This is a genomic window from Saccharothrix sp. 6-C, from assembly GCF_016695385.1.
GTDB classification, from domain to species: Bacteria; Actinomycetota; Actinomycetes; order Mycobacteriales; family Pseudonocardiaceae; genus Actinosynnema; species Actinosynnema texasense.
Window position 1 is genome coordinate 3198078 of sequence record NZ_CP064192.1, and the last position, 17876, is coordinate 3215953.

Sequence of the window (17876 nt, forward strand, 5' to 3'; positions counted from 1 at the left end):
GGTCAGGGCACCCACTCGTGACCGGAGGCGACGGTGCCGCCGACCCACCCGCTGCCGGTGTCGTACTCGGCGGACGCCACCGTCCGGTAGTAGCCCGGGCCGCACACCGAGCCGCCGTAGTCGAGCAGCTGCTGGGGGCCGTACGGTCCGCCGAACTCGCCGCTCGTCCAGCCGAACGGGCCGTACTTCCAGTCCGAGCCCCGGCAGAAGGCCCACGCGCTGCCGTTCCACACCTGCACGTCCAGCCGGGTGCGCCCGTTGCCGGTCGCGGTCAGCGTGCACGCCCCGGTGATGCCGCGGTTGGCCAGGTAGGCGTTGGCGTAGCCGATGTTCCCGGAGAAACCACCGGAGAAGTGGTCGATCGTGGCCGCGCCCTGCACGCAGTAGGCGACCGTCTGGTACACGGTCACCCGGCCCGTGCCGGTGTACGCGGACGCCGAGTGGCCGGTGACCACCAGCAGCGGCGCCAGCAGCAACCCGATCGCGGTCGATCGCAGTAGTCGTCGAAGTCCTGGCACGGGGGATTCCCTCCGGCTCGGCGCGGATCGCGGACGGCAGCCCGGACCCCGATTCGCCGCCGGCGACCCGAGCACGCGCGGCCCACCCGCCCCGAAGGGCGGGTGGCGCGCTATCCCCCCTGCGCGAGTGGACCGACTCCCCAACCGGCAACCACCCGACACCAGAGAAGAGCGGCGTGCGGGGCGCTGGATACACCAGGCCGGGAAGTCACCCGATCGGCTCTGCGGCACGCGCTCGCCGGCGGCCGGGCGTCCACCAGGTGAGGTCGCCGAGCACGGCCATCGTGGCCGGGACGAGGAGGCAGCGGACGACGGTCGCGTCCACCACGATCGCGACCGCCATGCCGACGCCGAACATCTTGATCGTCGGGTCGTCGTGGGGCACGAACGCGAGGAAGACCCCGACCATGATCGCCGCCGCCGCGGTGATCACCCCGCCGGTGCCGACCAGGCCCTCGCGGACCGACCGCACGGTGTCCCCGGTCCGGCGGAAGCGCCGCCGCACGTCGCTGAGCAGGAACACCTCGTAGTCCATCGACAGGCCGAACAGCAGGGCGAAGAGCATGAGCGGCACGAAGCTCGGGATGGGGGTCGGGCCGGAGAGCCCGATCCACGTCACGCCCCAGCCCCGGGTGAACACCGCGGTCAGGACGCCGTAGGCCGCCCCGATCGAGATCAAGTCCATCAGGGCGGCCTTGAGGGCGAGCAGCGGCGCCCGGAAGGCGAGCAGCAGGACCGCGACCGACATCAGCAGCACGACCCCGATGACGAGCGGCAGCTTGTCGGTGACCCGGTCGGCGAGGTCCGCGCGGGCGGCGGCGCCACCGCCGACGTGCACGGTCATCCCCGGCACGGCCAGGGCCCGCAGGCGGTGCACGAGGTCCGCCGTCGCCGGGTCGCCGCCCGAGGTCGACGGGATCAGCGCCACCGTGACGACCCGCCCGTCGGCGGAGGGCGTGGCCGGCCCGACGGAGGCCACCCCGGGCTGGGCCCGCACCGCGGCCACCAGTCGGGACGGGCGCGGGTCCCCGGTGTCGACGACCGGTGTCGACAACCGGCCCAGCACGGTGAGCGGCGTGCCCGCGCCCGGGCCGAAGGCCGCCGAGACGGCGTCGTTCGCCTGCCGGACGGCGGTGGACGTCGGCGAGGACCCCGCGTCCAGCTGGCCGAGCCGCAGGTCGGTCGCCGGTGCGGCGAGCAGCGCCAGCAGCACGAGCGCGGACCCGCCCGCCAGCCAGGGCCGGCGGGTCACCCGGTCCGCCTGACGCGCCCAGCGGCCACCGGAGCCGACCCGGCGGGTCAGCCGGCCGTGCAGCGTCCCGCCGCGGGCGAGCCGACGTCCGGCCAGCGACGTCAGCGCGGGGAGCAGGGTGAGCGCGGCGAGCACGGCGAACAGGACCGCGATCCCGCACGTCCAGGCGAGCGTCCGCAGCAGCGGCACGTCGGTCAGCACCAGCCCGGCGAGCGCGAGGGCGACCGTCACACCGGCGACGACCACCGCCGTGCCCGAGTCGGCGGCCGCGCGCTCGATGGCCTCCGGCGGCGCGAGGCCCGACCGCGTCAACGCGCGGAAGCGGCTGAGCAGGAACAACGAGTAGTCGATGCCGACGCCGAGGCCGACCATGAGTGCCAGGGTCGCCGCCACCGCCGGCATCGAGGTCAGGTTCCCGGCGAGCCCCACCACCTCCAGCGTCGCGAGCACCGAGAGCGCCGAGGTCAGCAGCGGCAGCACCGCGCCGACCACGCCGCCGAGCGCCAGGAAGAGGACGACGGCGGCCAGCAGCAGGCCGAAGTACTCGTCGCCGGTGCTGCCCGAGCCGTCGACGGCCTGGGCGAACGCCCCGCCGGGCAGCACCCGCAGGCCGGCGTCGGCGGCCGGTCGGGCGGCGTCGACGACGGCGCGCGCCACGTCCCCGGTGAGCTCGGCCCGGCGGACGTCCAGGCCCACCGTGAACCAGCCGGTCCGCCCGTCCTCGGACAACGACCCGTCCCGCGTCGAGGGCGGCTTCACCGCGGTCACGTGCACGGCCTCGCGCAGCGCCGCCTCCGCCTCCGCCAGCGCGCCGGAGCGGACCTCGTCGTCCAGCCGCCCGTCCTCGGCCACCAGGATCACGGTGCCGGAGGTGGGCGGGACCCCCGGCGACGCGGTCAGGTCCCGCACGAGCTGGGCGTCGGTGCCGGGCAGGCTCACGTCGTTGTCCGTCGGCGTGCCGACCACCCCCGCCGCGGTCACCAGCGCCAGCACCAGCACCACCCACGCGCCGATCACGGCGAACCGCCGCCGGACGCACACCCGGCTCACCAGCGCGACGGCTCGAACGGCCCGGCCGTCGGGTAACGCGGCACTCGTCGATCCCCCGGAGCTCACCGGTCCCTTTGTAGACCAGGCTCGCCACCGGGATCATCCGGCCCCGCGCCGCAGCCGGCGAAAAGCGGGTGCGACCGCGGGGCGGCACGGGTGTACTCCGCCCATGGTCGACCACCGCCAACGGCACACCGACGACTGGCTCGCGCACTTCACCCGTCGCGGCCACCGGGCGCCGCGCCCCCTCGCCGCCGGTGTCGAGGGCGCCGTCTACCGCCTCGGGGAGGGCCTCGTCGCCAAGGTGTGGAGCGGTCGGCCGCCGGCCGACCTGGAGCTCTCGCGCCGCGTCCACGCGGACATCGCCCGCCACCCGCTGCCCTTCGCCACGCCGGAGATCCTCGACAGCGAGGTGCACGACGGCGTGCTCGTGACCTACGAGCGCGAGCTGACCGGGTCGCCCTTCCGCGCCGAGCCGGCGACCACCTCCGCCGAACGCGACCTGCCCGCCGCCGAGACCGCAGCGCTCCTCACGGTCCTGCGCGCCCTCGCGACCGTCCCCGGCACCGAGGCCATGCGCGGCCTCACCGTCCAAGGCGACGACCGGCCCCTCTGGCGGGACCGCACGCGCTTCCCCGACGCGCTCGCCGCCCTGGTCCGGCGTGCCACGCGCCGCCACGGCGACGTGCTCGCCGCCCACGTCCCGGGCCTCGCCGAGACGGTGCGACGGGTCGTCGACTCCCTCACGGCCCTGCCCGACTCCCCGGTCACCGCCATCCACGGGGACCTCGTCCCGCCCAACCTCCACGTGGACGACACCGGCCGTCCCACCGCCGTCCTCGACTTCGGCTTCTTCACCACCGCCGGCGATCCCGCGTTCGAGGCCGCCGTCACCGCCGCCGTCTGGGACATGCACGGACCGCACGCCCGGCACCACACCGCCACCCTCACCCGCCTGTTCGCCCGCGAGCTGGGTCACCGGCCGGAGACCCTCGCGCTCTACCAGGCGGCGTACGCCCTCACCACCTACGACCTGTTCTCCTCCGACGGCGACGACGGCCACTTCCACTGGTGTGCCGCCCTGCTGGGCGGACAGCGGGCGACGTCGACCCGATGATCAGGCGTCGGGGTGGCGCTCCTGGTGATGCGGGCGCCACCGCGAGTCGGACGCCGGGTGCGTCGCGGCCCCGTCGGGTACGGTCGCCCAGCGTGACCGGGTAGGCCGGTTCGGGACCGGGTGATCTCCCGATCCGCCGGTCACGGGGTTGACCTTGACACGGTGACAAGGTGTCCACTGGGCGCAGGAGGTGGTCCCGATCCCCACGACAAGCGAAACCCCGCAGCACGCCCGAGTGGCCGACGCCCTCGGCGCCGAGGACTCCTCGGTCCGGCTCAAGGCGGCCCTGGCGGCCGGCACGAACCCGGACCCCGGTCTCCTGGAGGCGCTCGTCGAGCGGTGCGCGGTCGAGCCGGACTTCTTCGTGCGCGACATGCTGTCCTGGGCGCTGACCCGCCTGCCGCCGGAGCTCACCCTGCCCCGCCTCCGCCGTGAGCTCGACTCCGGGCGCGCCCGGAGTCGCAGCCAGGCGTTGCACACGCTCTCCAAGATCGGCGACCGGAGCGCGTGGGCCTGGATCACGCGCGACATGCTGCGCGACGCCGACGACGAGGTCGCGCGGACCGCGTGGCGCGTCGCGGTGGCCTTGGCCCCGGAGGACGGGCAGGCGGGGCTGGTCGACGAGCTGGTCGCGCAGTTCGCCCGCGGCGACCGCGAGGTGCGGCTGAGCCTGAGCCGGGCGCTGGTCGACCTCGGCGACGTGATCACGCCCGCCCTGGCGCGGGCGGCGGCCGACCCGGACCCGGAGGTGGCCGCGCACGCCCGGGCCACCGAGGTGCTCCTGCACGACCCGGACGCGGGCTTCGACCTGGCCATCGCCGAGGCGACGCGAGTCGTCACCCTCGGCCCGGAACGAGCCGCCGCCGTGCCGGGGAGCGCCGAGCCGGCGGTGGCGCCGGAGAGCACGGCTTGCTGATCGGTGACGTGGCCCGGCATTCCGGTGTGAGCACGCGGATGCTCCGGCACTACGACGCGCTCGGTCTGGTGCGACCGAGCGGTCGCACCGTCGGCGGCTACCGCGAGTACTCCGCCGAGGACGTCCGCCGGATCTTCCACGTGGAGGGCCTGCGGTCCCTCGGGCTCTCGCTCAAGCAGGTCGGGCGCGCGCTGGACGACCCGGCGTTCACACCGTCCGCCCTGGTCGGCGACCTCATCAGGTGGACGGAGGACCGGCTGGGGCGGGACCGGGAGCTGCTCGAACGGCTCCGCGCGATCGACGCGTCGGCGCCCACCGGCTGGCAGGGCGTCCTGCGCGTCGTCGAGCTCATGCAGGGGCTCGACTCGGCGAGCGCCGCGCGCAGGCAGCAGGCCGTCCTGTCCCGGCCGGAGGACGCGCCGATCGCCGCCGACCTGCTCGCCGGCGCGGTGCTGGCCGAGGCCGACCCCAACGTGGCGGGGGCGCTGCGCTGGGCGCTGGCCCGGTCAGGCGGCGACGGCATGGCGACGCTGGCCGCCGGCGCGCAATCGGCGGACGCCGAGGTTCGGCGGCGCGCCGTGCTGACGATCGCGGAGATGCCGCGGGCTCCGGGCACGAGCGCGGTGCTCGCTGAAGCGCTCGGCGACCGGGACCCGGCCGTGCGCGGGCCCGCCGCCCTGGCGTTGGGCAGGCGTGGCGTGATCGCGGCCGTGCCGACGCTCGTCGGCATGGTGGTCGAGGGCGTCAACGACGTCGACGCGGCGGAGGTGCTGGGCGCGTTGTCCCGCGACCCCGCGCACGCGGACCGGATCATGGCGGCGCTGGTCGACGAACTGGCCGAGCCCACCGCGGACTCCGCGATCAGGATCCGCCTGACGCAGGCGCTGGTCGAGCTGTCCGGGACCACCGCGCGGGAGGTGCTGCGCCGGCTGGCCCACGACGAGGACCGCTCCGTGGCGCTCGTCGCCACGGCCTTCGTCGGAGTTCTCGAAGAACGCTCCGCCGCAGGCCGCGGCCGACCCCCGGGACGGGACCCCGATCAGCGGAAGTAACCGTCGAACATGATCCGGCTGATCCCGGTCGTGGTTTCCATGCCCACGTCGTACCCGTTCTCGACCACCTGGGTGTTGTTCATGACGGCGAGGGTGTAGCGCTCGTCGGGTCCGACGAAGCCGACGGAGTTCATCAGCCACGAGCCGTCGTCGTTGTCGTCGGACCAGCCGTTCTTGTTGCCCGGACGAGCGGCGGCGCCGGCGCCCCAGACACCCCACTGCTGGTTGGCGTCGACCGAGCGCATCTCGGTGACGATGTAGTCGCGGTGGGCGGCCGGGAGTCGGGTCAGCACGTAGTTGATCAGCCGGTCGAGGTCGTCGGCGGTGGTGAGGATCCAGCCCCAGTGGTGCGGGTGCTCGTCGGTGAACCGCATGTCGGTCATGCCGTAGGACGGGAAGCGGGACGCGAACTCCCGCTCGCCGCCGTAGCGGGTCCACAGCGTGTGCGCCGCGTTGTCGTCGCTGGAGTTCAGCATGCGGTGCATCAGGTCGCGGTCTTCCGCCGTCAGGCTGACGGTGCCGGCGTCGTTGCGCAGCAGCAGGTCGACGACCATGGCGAGCTTGGGCGTGGAACAGGCCCAGACGAGCGCGTCCGAGTGGCCGTTGCGCCAGACCGCGCCGGTCTTCCGGTCCCGCACCACGATGCCGGCGAAACCGGGACGGCTTTCCGCGTAGGCGTTCGCCCGGCGGATCCTGGTCAGCAGCGTCCAGTCGAAGTGCGTCTTGGAGGCCACGGGGTTGGCCTGGTGCGTGCCGGGCGCGGCGGCGGGGGCGACCGGAGCGGCGGGAGCGGCGGGCGCCGCGGGGGCGACCGGAGCGGCGACCGGGGCCGCGGTGCTGACCGCCGGAGCCACCAGCGGGGTGAAGCCGGCGGCCACGACCAGCGCGGTCACGGTCATTCGTTTGTCGAGTGCCCTCATTCGAGGCAACGTAGCAGGGTCGGGGTTCGCCCAGAAGGGCACTCGGGTGACCATGGTCATCATAACGGGACAATCACGAGGGCAACCTGTGGTCGCCCGATCCGGTTATCAGCGGAAATGTCTGCCGGAGGGCGCGGTTATCGCGGGGAGTGGGTGTCGCGGGTCGGTCCCGCCGGCGGGAATTCAACTGATCGGGCACCGGGGGAAAAGGACAAATCCTCCCTGTCGCCGGTCAACGCGAAAGTCGGGCCGGCGCCCGGAATTCGGCGACGGCGGCGGTCAGGAACAGCGCGGTGACGGCGGCCAGCGCGAGCATCAGGCCGTCCGGCGGGAGCAGGTTCGCCGCGGCGCTGCCGATCAGCGGGCCGACGAGGCTGCCCAACGCCCACAGCACGGTGGCCCCGGCGTTGGCGTCGACCAGCTCGTCGTCGGTGAAGTCCTGGCCGATGCGCACCAGCCCGAGCGTGTAGACGCCGCCCGCCGCCGCGCCCAGCACCACCAGGGCGGGCCACGTCAGCACCGACACGCCCAGCAGCAGCGGCATGGCCAGCGCCAGCAGCAGCACGAGCACCGCGCACCCGACGTGCAGCCGACGGCGGTCGACGTGGTCGGCCCACCAACCCAGCGGCACCTGGAGCAGGGCGTCGCCGGCGAACACCGCCCCCACCATGAGGACGGCGACCGCCTCGGCGTGGCCGTGCGCCATGCCGTACAGCGGCAGCAGCGCCAGCACGGCGCTGTCGAAGAACGAGAACATCAGCACCGCGAGCGCGATGGTCGGCGCCGCCCGCGCGAACGTCCACGCCGCGGCGGGCTTGCCGGCCTTGAACGCGTCGATCCGGCACGAGACGGCGGCCAGCAGGGCGATGCCGGGCACGTGGGTGAGCACGGCGACCAGCAGCGACCACTGGGCGGTCGAGCCGAACAGGGCCAGCAGCCCCGGGCCGGACACCTGGCACAGCGTGAACACCGACGTGTAGAGGGCGATCCAACGTCCCCGCGTGGCCTCCGCCGTCACGGCGTTGATCCAGGTCTCGCCCAGCACGAGCAGCAGTCCGGCGAACACGCCGCCGGCGAACCGGAGCACCAGCCACACCGGGACGTCGTCGGTCACCGCGAGCAGCCCCGTGCTCACCGCCGAACCGAGCATCCCGGTGACCAGCAGCGGTTTGACCCGCCACCGCCACGTCAGCGGGCCGAGGCACATCACCGCGGCGAGGATGCCCACCGCGGGCAGCGCGGCGGCCGTCCCGATCAACGCGGACGACGCGCCGCCGCTGCTGAGCCGCAACGACACCAGCGGCACGGTCAGGCCGGTGACGAGCCCGACCACCGCGACGGTGCAGATCGCGGCGACGGGCTCCCAGCGCCCGCTCAGCACGCGCCGCCCCGCCGCGCGACCAGGTGCAGGGCGATGTCGCGCTGCGGCAGGGTCGCGCCCGGCACCCGGACCCCGTCCACGTACAGGCAGGACGCCGCCGGCCCGCGCCCGCCGTAGGGGAGGTAGCCCTTCTCCGCCAGGTGCAGGTCGGTGTCCCACAGGATCGAGTCCGCGTCGTGCGACGGCGAGCCGATCAGCGACTCCACGTACGGGCTGTCGCCGAACACCGAGACGTACATGGCGTTCGCGGCGTACCGCTGGTCCTCGAAGTACCGGCGCAGCTCCGCGTCGTCGTCGTAGGGCTGGAGGAAGAACACCGGGGCGAAGAACTCGCGGAAGTTGCCGCCCAGCGCCAGCTCCTTCTCGAACGCGGTGGGCCTGATCATCCCGCTGACCGGGTTGACCTCGCCGCCGTACACCCAGGACTCCCGCTCGTCGCGGAACCGGCGGCCCGTCCTCAGCGCGTGGTCGGGTTCGGTGTTCGGCCCCACCACGTTGTCCGGGTCCGAGTACGGGCCGACGCGGTGCTCCAGCTCCCGCAGCCGCGCCAACAGGGTCTCGCGGAACGCGGTCAGGCGCTCGCGGTGGACCAGGATCGCGTTCGGCCCGGCGCAGTCCTGCCCCTGGTTGTACAGCACGACCCGCAGCGCGCTGCCGACGGCGAGGTCCACGTCGGCGGTCTCGGTCACCACCAGCGGGTTGTGGCCGGAACCGTTGAGGATGAACAGGGTCCGCCGCGGGAACGAGCGGCGGACCTTCGCCGCGTTCTCCGGTGTGCCGGTGAACACGACCGCGTCCGTGCGGTGCGCCCGCCGCGCGACGAACTCCTCCTTGTCGTCGTAGGACACGTGCAGTTCCGGGAAGTGGGCGGGGAGGTCGAGCACGTCGGCCAACGCCCGGTAGTGCGGGTGCATGGCGGTCGGCGGGCGCAGCGCGGTGTCCTCGGCCATGAACGACGGCACGACGCCGAAGCACACCGTGGCGTAGAGGGGTTGGTTCAACGGCAGGAACGTGGTCACCGCGCCCACTTTCCCACCGAAGTGCTCCCGGTTGAGGTGCAGGTTGTCCAGCAGGTCGACGGACCGCTCGATCTCGTCGAGCGCGACGTTCGCGCACTGGTAGCCGGAGAGGCTGCGCACGACCTCCGCGGCGCGCTCCCGCAGGGACACGGCGAAGGCGCGCGCCCGGTCCTGCACGACGGTGAAGTCCACCGGGGCCGGGCGGACTGCGGATCGGGTCACGGCGAACCACCTTCGGAGCGGTCGGACGGGGGAACGGCGCGGGACAGCGCGTCGCGGACCAGGGCCAGCGAGCGGCGCGTGCCGGTGATCCGCAGCCAGGTGGCCAGTCGCGGGCCGTGCGGCCGGCCGAGCAGGGCCAGGTACAGCGGCCGGTAGGCGCCGGGGTGGCCGTCGAGCGCCTTGTGCAGCAGCACGCCGGGATCGGCGTGCGGCGCCGACGCCAACGCGTCCGCCAGCCGGCGGAGCACGGTGGTGGCGGTGGTGTCGGTGGTGTCGGGGACGGTCGGTCGTGGTGCGGGACGGGCGTGCAGGTGGAAGCGCCACGCCCGCGCCACCAGGTCGGGCTCCGGGCGGCGACCCGGTGGGAAGACCCGCTCGAAGAACGCCACCGCGGCGGCGTGGTCGACCGGCGCGCAAGCGGCCAGGACCCGCACCAGGGCGCCGAACCGCGGGCCGCCCGGCGGCGCCGTCGCGCCGATCCGGCGCAGCCGCAGCCGGGCGCCGGCCCCACGACGCGGGTCGCCCGCGAGCCGCGCTTCGTGGCGCACCGCGTCATCGGCCCGCGGCACGGACGCCAGGTCGAACCGGCGTGGTCGGCGTGGCTCGCGGTAGAGCAGCATCCGCAGGCCCTCGCGGGTGAGGCAGCCGAGCGCGTCGTCGAGGGCGAAGCCGTTGCCGACGGTCTTCGAGATCTTCCGGCCCCGCTCGTCGACGAACAGCCCGTACTCGAAGAGCACCGGCGGCTCGCGCCGCAGCCGCTCGAACACCTGCCGCACCACGCGGGCCGAGTCCGCCAGGTCCTGCCCGTGCATCTCGTAGGCGATGTCGCCGCTGAGCAGGCGCAGCGCCCAGTCGGCCTTCCACTGGAACTTGCCGCCGCCGCCGAGCGCGGACACGGTCACCGGCTCGCCGATCGGCTCGCCCGCGTAGTGCTCGTGCGGTTCGAGGCCGTGGTCCAGGCCGGGGCGCTGGATGACCACGTCCTCCGGGATCTCGTAGGTGATCGTGCCCCGGTGCGGGTCGACGTCGAGCACCCGCGTGTGCTCGACCACCCGGCCGGTGTGCGGGGACACCGGCATCACGATGCTGTACGACCTGCGCCTCAGGGCGCCCACGGAGGCGCCGACCAGGGCGTTGACCTCCGCGAAGTCCGCGAGGAAGGCGCGGATGGCCGAGTCGTGGCGGCCCGACCGGTAGAGGTCGGAGCTGCGGACGACCTCGCAGTCGACCTCCATCACGTCGAGCACCCGGCGCAGCCGGTCCACCATGCCCTCGGCGAGGCTGGGCGCCACGCCCCACGGGTCCGGCACACGGTGCAGCGGCATCCCGAGGTGGGGCGTCAACGCGGCCCGGTCGGGGACGGTGTCCGGCACCTTGCGCAGGGCGTCCATGTCGTCGGCGACCACGACCAACCGGGTGCTGCGCCCGGTCGCCTCCTCGAACGCCCGCCGGACGAAGGACGTGCGGACGACCTCGCTCACCGTGCCGACGTGCGGGAGGCCGGACGGGCCGAAACCGGCGCCGAACACCACCGGCCCGGCGACCTGCCCACGTCGTTCGAGCAGGGCGGCGATCCGGTCCGACTCGACCGCGCACCAGTCGCGTGGGACGTGGTCCAGCCGAGCTGACATGACTCTCCCCGGGGTGGATGACGGGCGGCGGCGAATCCTCCGCGCCCGGCCGGCACTTCTCGACGACGGAAGTCTCGACAACGCCTCTGGACGAGGTCTGGACGGTGAGTGGACGCGCCGCGCACAGGCCCCGGCCCGCCGGCGCTCATCGGGTGCTCATGCCTGGCTGCGGGTGCTGCCCAGGCCGGTCCGGGCGCGGTCCTGCTCGTCCTGGTCGCCGGTCTCGGTGGCGATCCGCAGCGCGTCGGTGTGCGCGGCGAGCGCCTCGTCCAGCCGGCCCCCCGCCCGCAGGTTCTCGCCGAGGCCGTTGAGGGCGCTCGCCTCCCCGTACCGGTGGCCGATGTCCCGGAACGTCTCGAGGGCGGAGGTGTAGCAGCGGTGGGCCCGGGACCGGTCACCGAGCCGGGTGTGCGCGTTGCCCAGGTTGCTCAGGGTCACCGCCACGCCGTAGCTGTGGCCCAGGCGCTGGAACAGCTCGCGGGCCGCGTCGAGGTGCCGGACGGCGTCCGGGTAGCGCCCCAGGCTCACGCACACGTCGCCGAGGTTGGCCAGCGCGCTGGCCTGCCCGCTCGTGTCGTCGAGCAGGCGGAACAGGTCGAGCGCCCGGTCCAGGCACTCGGCGGCGCGCAGGTGGTGACCGGGGCGGTTGTAGGCGTTGCCCAGGTTCAGCAGCGCCGCCGCCTCGCCGTGCCGGCTGCCCAGCCGCCGGTGCGCGGCCAGCGCCTCCCGGTGCAGCGACACGGCCTCCTCGTACTCGCCGAGCCGTTCCAGGACGATGCCGAGGTGCGACAGCGCACGTGGCCCGCCGCGTCGCCCGCCGGTCCGCCGGTGCAGCCCGATCGCTTCCCGCAGGTGCCGTGCCGCTCGGTCGTAGTCGCCGAGGAGCCGGCTCAGCGCGCCCAGGTTGGTCAGCGCGACGGCGAGCAGGCCGTCGTCCCCGGCCCGCCGGGCGGCGCGCGACGCGCACCCGTGGACGGTCGCCGCGTCCGCGTAGTGACCGCTCTCCAGGTACCGGTAGAGCGTGTTCGCCAGGTCGACCGCGTAGCCCGGCCGGTCGTCCCGTTCGGCGGCGCGGCACAGGGCGACGAGCGTGGGCCGCTCCGCGTCCAGCCAGGCGCGAGCGGCGTCGGCGGTGGCGAACGCGTGCGGTGCCACGGGAGCGTCGGGTCGGTGGGGGTGGTCGACCGGGTACAGCAGGGCCGTCGCCGCCGCCGCGGTGGCCAGGTGGTGGGCGAGCAGCCGGTCGACGGCGGCGAGCCGCTCGGGCGCCGGGTCGTGCTCGACCGCCAGCTCCTCGGCGTAGGCGCGCAGGAGGTCGTGGACGACGTACCGGCCACCTGGCACGGGCCGCACGAGGCTGTTGCGCGCCAACACGTCCAGGGACCGGCGTGCCTCGTCCCGGTCGGTCCCGGCGAGGGCGGCGAGGGCGGGCGGCGTCACGTCCGGGCCGGGGTGCAGGCCCAGCCGCCGGAACGCCCGCGCGACCTCGGGCCGCAGCTGCGGGTAGGACCAGGAGAACACGGTCCGCACCGCGGCGCGGGCGTCGTCACCCGTGTCGAGCACGCGCAGCCGGTGCCGTCGGTCGGCCAGCTCCCGGGTCAGCGCGGCCAGCGTGCTGCCCGGCCGGGACGCGACCAGCTCGGCGGCGATGCGCAGCGCGAGCGGCAGCCGGCCGCACCGCTCGGCCAGCTCGGCGGCGGCGTCGGGTTCCCGGCGCACCCGCTCGCCGATCAGCGCGCGCAGCAGGGCCACCGAGTCCGACGTCGGCAGCTGGTCCACGTCGAGCCGGTGCGCGCCGTGCAGCGCGACCAGACCCGCGAGGCTGTTGCGGCTGGTCACCAGGACGAGGCAGCTCGACGTGCCGGGCAGCAGCGCCCGCACCTGGTCGACCGCCGACGCGTTGTCGAGCACGACCAGCACGCGTCGGTCCGCGAGTTCGGCGCGGTACCGCGCGGCCCGCTGGTCGGGGTCGACCGGCACGTCCGCGCCGGTGACGCCGAGGCCGTCCAGCAGCCGGACCAGGGCGTCCTCCGCCGCCACCGGCGACCGCGGGTCGTAGCCGCGCAGGTCGACGTGCAGCTGCCCGTCGGGGAAGTGGGACCGGACCCGGTGGGCCCAGTGCAGCGCGAGCGCCGTCTTGCCCACCCCGGCGGTCCCGCACACGAGGACCACCGGCACCCCGGTCCGCTCGGTGGCGAGCACCCGGCCCAGTTCGGCCAGCTCCGCCTGCCGGCCGGTGAAGCCGGGCACGTCCCCGGGCAACTGGCTCACCCCCGCCGGCGCGGGCGCGGCCCCCGTCGGCGCGTCGTCGTCGGGCGTTTCCTCGAGCGCGTCGAGGTACGCGGCGGTCAGCTCGGGGCCGGGCCCGACGCCGAGCTCTTCCAGCAGACGACGCCGCATCACGTGGTAGGTGTCGAACGCCCGGTCCCGCTGCCCGGCGGCGGTGTACGCCCGGATGAGCAACGCGTGCATCGTCTCGTCGAGCCCGTGCGCCGCGACGTCCTCGACCAGCGCGGGCAGCACGTCGCGCGCCGCGCCGACAGCGGTCATCAGCTCGGCGTGCCGGGCCAGCGCCGCCCGGCGTTCCCCCGCCAGCGTGACCACGCCGGGATGCGCGGCGAGCAGCGGCACGTCGGCCAGCGGACGCCCGTGCCACAACCCCAGCGCCCCGGTGAGGAGGTCGGCGGCCTGCCGGGGCTCGTCGTGGGCCACGGAACCGGCGCGGGCGACCAGCGAGCGGAACCGGGCCGCGTCCACCGCCTCCGGTGGCAGGTCCAGCGCGTACCCGTCGCCCACGGTGGGGATGGTCGTGCTGGGGGAGCGGGGACCGCGGCCGGGTTCGAGCAGCCGTCGCAGGTGCTTGACGTGGGTGTGGATGACGTTGGCCGCGCTGGGCGGCGGGCGTTCGCCCCACAGCGCGTCGACCAGCTCGCCGCGGGTCACCGGTCTGCCGTGCGCGAGGGCCAGCAAGGCGAACACGGCCTTGCGGCCGGCCGGACCGAGGGGCAGCGCGGCGCCGTCGCGCCAGGCCCGGACGGGACCGAGCACCTGGACGGCGAGCACCCGTCGCTCCCCACCTGCCGACCGACACGACCCGTGACCCCATCGTGGCACGGCCCCCGAAGCGGCTCCACCGGCCATCCAGGCGATCCCGGCCGGGCGAGGAAGGCGGCAGCCCGCAGGGAATGGCCGCCCGGAGGCCTGCCGCACCGCAGCGTTCCCGTTGCGGGCACGGGTGTTCCGCGGTAGCCGCCTGTAGTCTGCGACGGTTGCGAACCGGTCCGCCCACTGCCACCGAACGACCGCGTGACCGGTTCAGCACCTGGTGCACGGACGAACAACGCGGCGCATGGGGGAACATTTGCGTGGGGTGACGTTACGGCGGAACGACGCGGTCTCATCGCGGGCCGGGCGGAGGACCGGGGCATGACGACCACGAGGACCGAGACGGAGTGGTCGCTGCTCGACGAGGTGCCCGAGCGGGTCGTGGCCGGGTGCCTGTACGACTCGCCCGGGTGGCTGCGCATGTGGGAGACGACCGGCATCGAGGGCCGGGCGCGGCACGGCTACGTGAGCGCCGAGGGGCAGGTGCTGCCGCTCTACGCGCTGAGCAGCTCGCCCTTCTGGCACGGGTACGTCACCCAGGCCGGTCAGCAGCAGCTCGGGAGCCGCCACGTCTTCGCGGGCTCCACGTACTCCATGTACACCAAGCGCGACGCGTTCCCGGCCGCCCTGGCCCGCGGCGCCCACGCCACGGCGATGGAGTGGATCGACGCCGGCGAGGCGGACCTGCTGATCGCGCCGAACCTCACCGACACCGCCGCCGCCACGTGGGTGGACGCGGTCGGGCCACCGGTCGGCCGGGTCCTGCTCGACCGGACGTACAGCTCGGACCTGTCCGGCGACTTCGACGACCACCTCGGCCGGTTGCCCCGGAAGCTCCGCATGGACGTGCAGAGGCGGCTGCGGCGCGCGGGCGAGCGCGGGCTGCGGATCGACGTGGTCGACGGGCCGGAGGCGCACGGGTTCGTGCCGGCGGCCCTGCCGCTGGTCGTCGGCACCACCGACGAGCACGGCTGGCCCGCGTTGTACGACGAGGACACCCTGCACGCCCTGCTGCGCACGCCGGGCGCGCTGCTCGTCGTCGCACGGGTGGAGGACCGGGTCGCCGGGGTGTTCTTCGGCTTCCGGCAGGACGCCGAGGTCACGTTCCTGTGCGGCGGCGTCGACTACTCGGGCCTCACCGAGCTGAGCACGTACGTGGCGATGATGTACCGCTGCACCGAATGGGCCTACGCCGGCGGGTTCCGGCGGATCGAGTGGGGCCGGGACAACTACCGGTTCAAGGAGCGGCACGGGCTCGTCGGCACCGACCTGTGGGCACTGGTGTACTCGCCGGACCCGACGCCCGCCCTGGCCGAGGCCCTGGCCGGGATGCACCGCGTGATCGCGGCCTACGTCGAGGGCAGTGGATGAGCCCCGGTCGGAGCCGCGCCGCGCTGCTGTTCGGCGCGCTGCTGAGCGTCAACGCCTCCTACACGCTGCTCATCCCGTTCGTACCGGACCTGGAGGAGCGGGCGGGCGCGAACCCGACCGTCGTCGCGTTGACCTTCGCGGTCTTCGCGGGCGCGAAGGCGGCGGCCCAGCCGTTCGGCGGCATGTGGGTGGACCGGTGGCGGCCCGGTGACGTCGGGTGCGTGGCGCTGCTCATCGCGGCGGCGGGCATCGTGGTCACGGCGATCGCCCGCGACCCCGCGACGCTGCTCGCCGGGCGCGCCCTCTGGGGCGTCGGCGAAGGCCTGGTGACACCGGCCCTGTACGCGGGCATGGCCGCGCTGTGCCGCCGTTACGACCTGCCGACCAGCCGGATGATGGGCAACTTCGGGACCTTCGCGGTGGCGGGCTTCCTGCTCGGCCCGCTGGCGGCCGGGATCGCGGCGCCGTTCGGCCTGGACGCGTTGTTCCTGTTCGGCGCGGCGGTGACCGCGGTGACCGCCTTCGGGCTGCGGTGGGCCGTGCCGCGCGACGTGCCGGCGCCGGTCGACGAGGAGCAGGCGGACGACACCGCGGCCGGCACGGCGGCGACCGGCGGCCGGTGGTGGACCTGGGTGCTGGCGCTCGGCGCGCTCGACCTGTTCACCAACCTCACCTACTCGGCGCTGGAACCCGTGCTGCCGCTGTACCTCAGCGCCGACGGCGCGGAGTCGGCGCGTGGCGCGATCTCGCTGGTGTTCGCCATCGGGCTGGCCGCGTTCGGGGTCGTGAGCTGGCTGCTCGGCCGCTACGCGAGCCGGCTCGGACTGGTGGCGATGGCCGTGGTCGGCCTGGCGTTCGCGGCCGTCGGCACGGCCGGGCTGTACGCGAGCGCCGAGGTGTGGCCGGTGGCGGCGTGCTTCGTCGTGCTGATGGTCGGCCAGGCCGCGCTGTACCTGACCGCGCGCCGGGGCGTCGTCGAGCTGCGGTCGGCCATGACCAGGCAGGGCAAGGCGTTCGGGTTGTTCGGCCTGGTGTCCGACATCGGCAACATCCTCGGACCGCTGCTGGGCGTGGCGCTGTACGAGCTGACCGGCCGGGTGTCGTTCCTGGTCATCGGCGCGCTCAGCGGGCTGCTGCTCGCCGCCCTGGTGGTGGGCGCGCGGAGGTCCCGCGCCGTGCCGCGCCCGCCCGTCGAGGACGGCCACGTGCGGACGGTGGTGCTGTTCGACCGGACCGACCCGCTGGAGCTGGAGTCGGGTCGGACGCTCGCACCCGTCACGGTGGCGTACGAGACCTACGGCGAGCTGAACGAGGACCGGTCGAACGCGATCTTCGTCTGCCACGCGCTGACCGGCGACTCGCACCCGGCCGCCCACCACCCGGACGACCGGCCCGGGTGGTGGCGGGACATGGTCGGGCCGGGCTGCCCGGTCGACACCGACCGGCACTTCGTGGTGTGCGCCAACGTGCTCGCCGGCTGCTCCGGCACCACCGGCCCGACCTCGCCGGGGCCGGACGGCGGGCCGTGGGGACCGGACTTCCCGCTGATCGGCATCACCGACATGGTCACGGTGCACCGCGCGCTCGTGGCCGAGCTCGGCCTCGGCCGGCTGCGCGCGGTGATCGGCGGTTCGCTGGGCGGCATGCAGGTCCTCGAATGGCTGCTGCGCGCCCCGGACGACGCCGACGACTTCCTGATCGTCGCCGGCACGGCCAGGCACACCGCGGAGAACCTCGCCTGGAACGCCGTCGCCAGGACCGCCATCCGGTCCGACCCGGAGTTCCGGGAGGGCCGGTACCCGCCGGGCGGCGGACCGGCGGCCGGCCTCGGCACGGCGCGCATGATCGGCCACCTCACGTACGTGTCCGAGGGCATGCTGGCCCGCAAGTTCGGCCGCGAGCCGCGCGCCGCGAACGGCACGAGCCCTTCGGTGACCACCGGGCCGTTCGCCGTCGAGGGCTACCTGGAGCACCAGGCGGCGAGCCTGGTCGGCCGGTTCGACGCGAACAGCTACCTGTGCCTGATGAACGCGATGGACAGCTTCGACGCGTTCGCCGACGACCGGCCGGTCGCGCCGTTCCGCCGCAGGCCCGGGGTGCACCTGTTCAGCTTCGACTCCGACCGCCTCTACGGGCCTGACCACGCCCGCTACATCCAGGCGAACCTCGCCGCCCGCGGCCTGCCCGCCGAGCACCACCAGGACCACACGACCGACCGCGGGCACGACGCGTTCCTGCTGCGCGTGCCGCCGTACCTGCGTCGGGTCGCGGAGGTCCTGGGCCAGGAGTCGGTCGTGCGCAGCGCGGACGACGCGGGCTGAC

The 17876-nt window shown here is 74.7% G+C and carries 12 protein-coding genes; 5 read left to right on the plus strand and 7 right to left on the minus strand.

Annotated features, from left to right (window positions below):
• Window positions 1-2: 2 nt before the first annotated feature.
• Window positions 3-518: a hypothetical protein gene (locus IOD16_RS13885; RefSeq protein ID WP_201440379.1), complete on the minus strand. Its 516-nt coding sequence runs from the start codon at window positions 516-518 to the stop codon at window positions 3-5.
• 208 nt (window positions 519-726) lie between these two features.
• On the minus strand, window positions 727-2886 hold the full coding sequence (locus tag IOD16_RS13890; RefSeq protein ID WP_201440380.1) for an MMPL family transporter: 2160 nt from the start codon (window positions 2884-2886) through the stop codon (window positions 727-729).
• Between the two features lie 103 nt (window positions 2887-2989).
• Here IOD16_RS13890 and IOD16_RS13895 point away from each other — a divergent pair, with 103 nt between their 5' ends.
• From IOD16_RS13895 to IOD16_RS13905, 3 genes are all read left to right on the plus strand, one after another.
• The gene (locus IOD16_RS13895; protein WP_201440381.1) at window positions 2990-3937 is read left to right on the plus strand and encodes a phosphotransferase family protein; all 948 of its coding nucleotides are present in this window, start codon (window positions 2990-2992) and stop codon (window positions 3935-3937) included.
• A 190-nt stretch (window positions 3938-4127) separates the two neighbouring features.
• Window positions 4128-4853 (plus strand): HEAT repeat domain-containing protein, encoded by a 726-nt coding sequence (locus IOD16_RS13900; RefSeq protein ID WP_442978103.1) that lies wholly within the window; start codon window positions 4128-4130, stop codon window positions 4851-4853.
• A complete protein-coding gene (locus IOD16_RS13905) occupies window positions 4847-5905 on the plus strand; it encodes a MerR family transcriptional regulator (RefSeq protein WP_201440382.1) in 1059 nt (352 codons plus the stop codon). Before IOD16_RS13900 ends, IOD16_RS13905 begins: the two co-directional genes overlap by 7 nt.
• Here the strand turns inward: IOD16_RS13905 and IOD16_RS13910 are convergent.
• From IOD16_RS13910 to IOD16_RS13930, 5 genes are all read right to left on the minus strand, one after another.
• Complete coding sequence (locus IOD16_RS13910; protein WP_236594964.1) at window positions 5893-6825, minus strand: serine hydrolase; 933 nt, start codon at window positions 6823-6825, stop codon at window positions 5893-5895. The two genes, IOD16_RS13905 and IOD16_RS13910, sit on opposite strands and share 13 nt — an antisense overlap.
• 232 nt (window positions 6826-7057) lie before the next feature.
• A complete protein-coding gene (locus IOD16_RS13915) occupies window positions 7058-8206 on the minus strand; it encodes an MFS transporter (RefSeq protein WP_201440383.1) in 1149 nt (382 codons plus the stop codon).
• Complete coding sequence (locus IOD16_RS13920; protein ID WP_201440384.1) at window positions 8200-9447, minus strand: aldehyde dehydrogenase family protein; 1248 nt, start codon at window positions 9445-9447, stop codon at window positions 8200-8202. Before IOD16_RS13920 ends, IOD16_RS13915 begins: the two co-directional genes overlap by 7 nt.
• Window positions 9444-11078 (minus strand): hypothetical protein, encoded by a 1635-nt coding sequence (locus tag IOD16_RS13925; RefSeq protein ID WP_201440385.1) that lies wholly within the window; start codon window positions 11076-11078, stop codon window positions 9444-9446. Before IOD16_RS13925 ends, IOD16_RS13920 begins: the two co-directional genes overlap by 4 nt.
• Before the next feature lie 156 nt (window positions 11079-11234).
• On the minus strand, window positions 11235-14141 hold the full coding sequence (locus tag IOD16_RS13930; RefSeq protein WP_201440386.1) for an AfsR/SARP family transcriptional regulator: 2907 nt from the start codon (window positions 14139-14141) through the stop codon (window positions 11235-11237).
• Window positions 14142-14504: 363 nt separating this feature from the next.
• On the opposite strand from IOD16_RS13930, the gene IOD16_RS13935 reads away from it, so the two are divergent.
• Both IOD16_RS13935 and metX read left to right on the plus strand, forming a co-directional pair.
• Window positions 14505-15554, plus strand: a complete 1050-nt coding sequence (locus IOD16_RS13935; RefSeq protein ID WP_201440387.1) for a GNAT family N-acetyltransferase — start codon at window positions 14505-14507, stop codon at window positions 15552-15554.
• Complete coding sequence (metX, locus tag IOD16_RS13940; protein WP_201440388.1) at window positions 15551-17875, plus strand: homoserine O-acetyltransferase MetX; 2325 nt, start codon at window positions 15551-15553, stop codon at window positions 17873-17875. Before IOD16_RS13935 ends, metX begins: the two co-directional genes overlap by 4 nt.
• Window position 17876 lies beyond the last annotated feature (1 nt).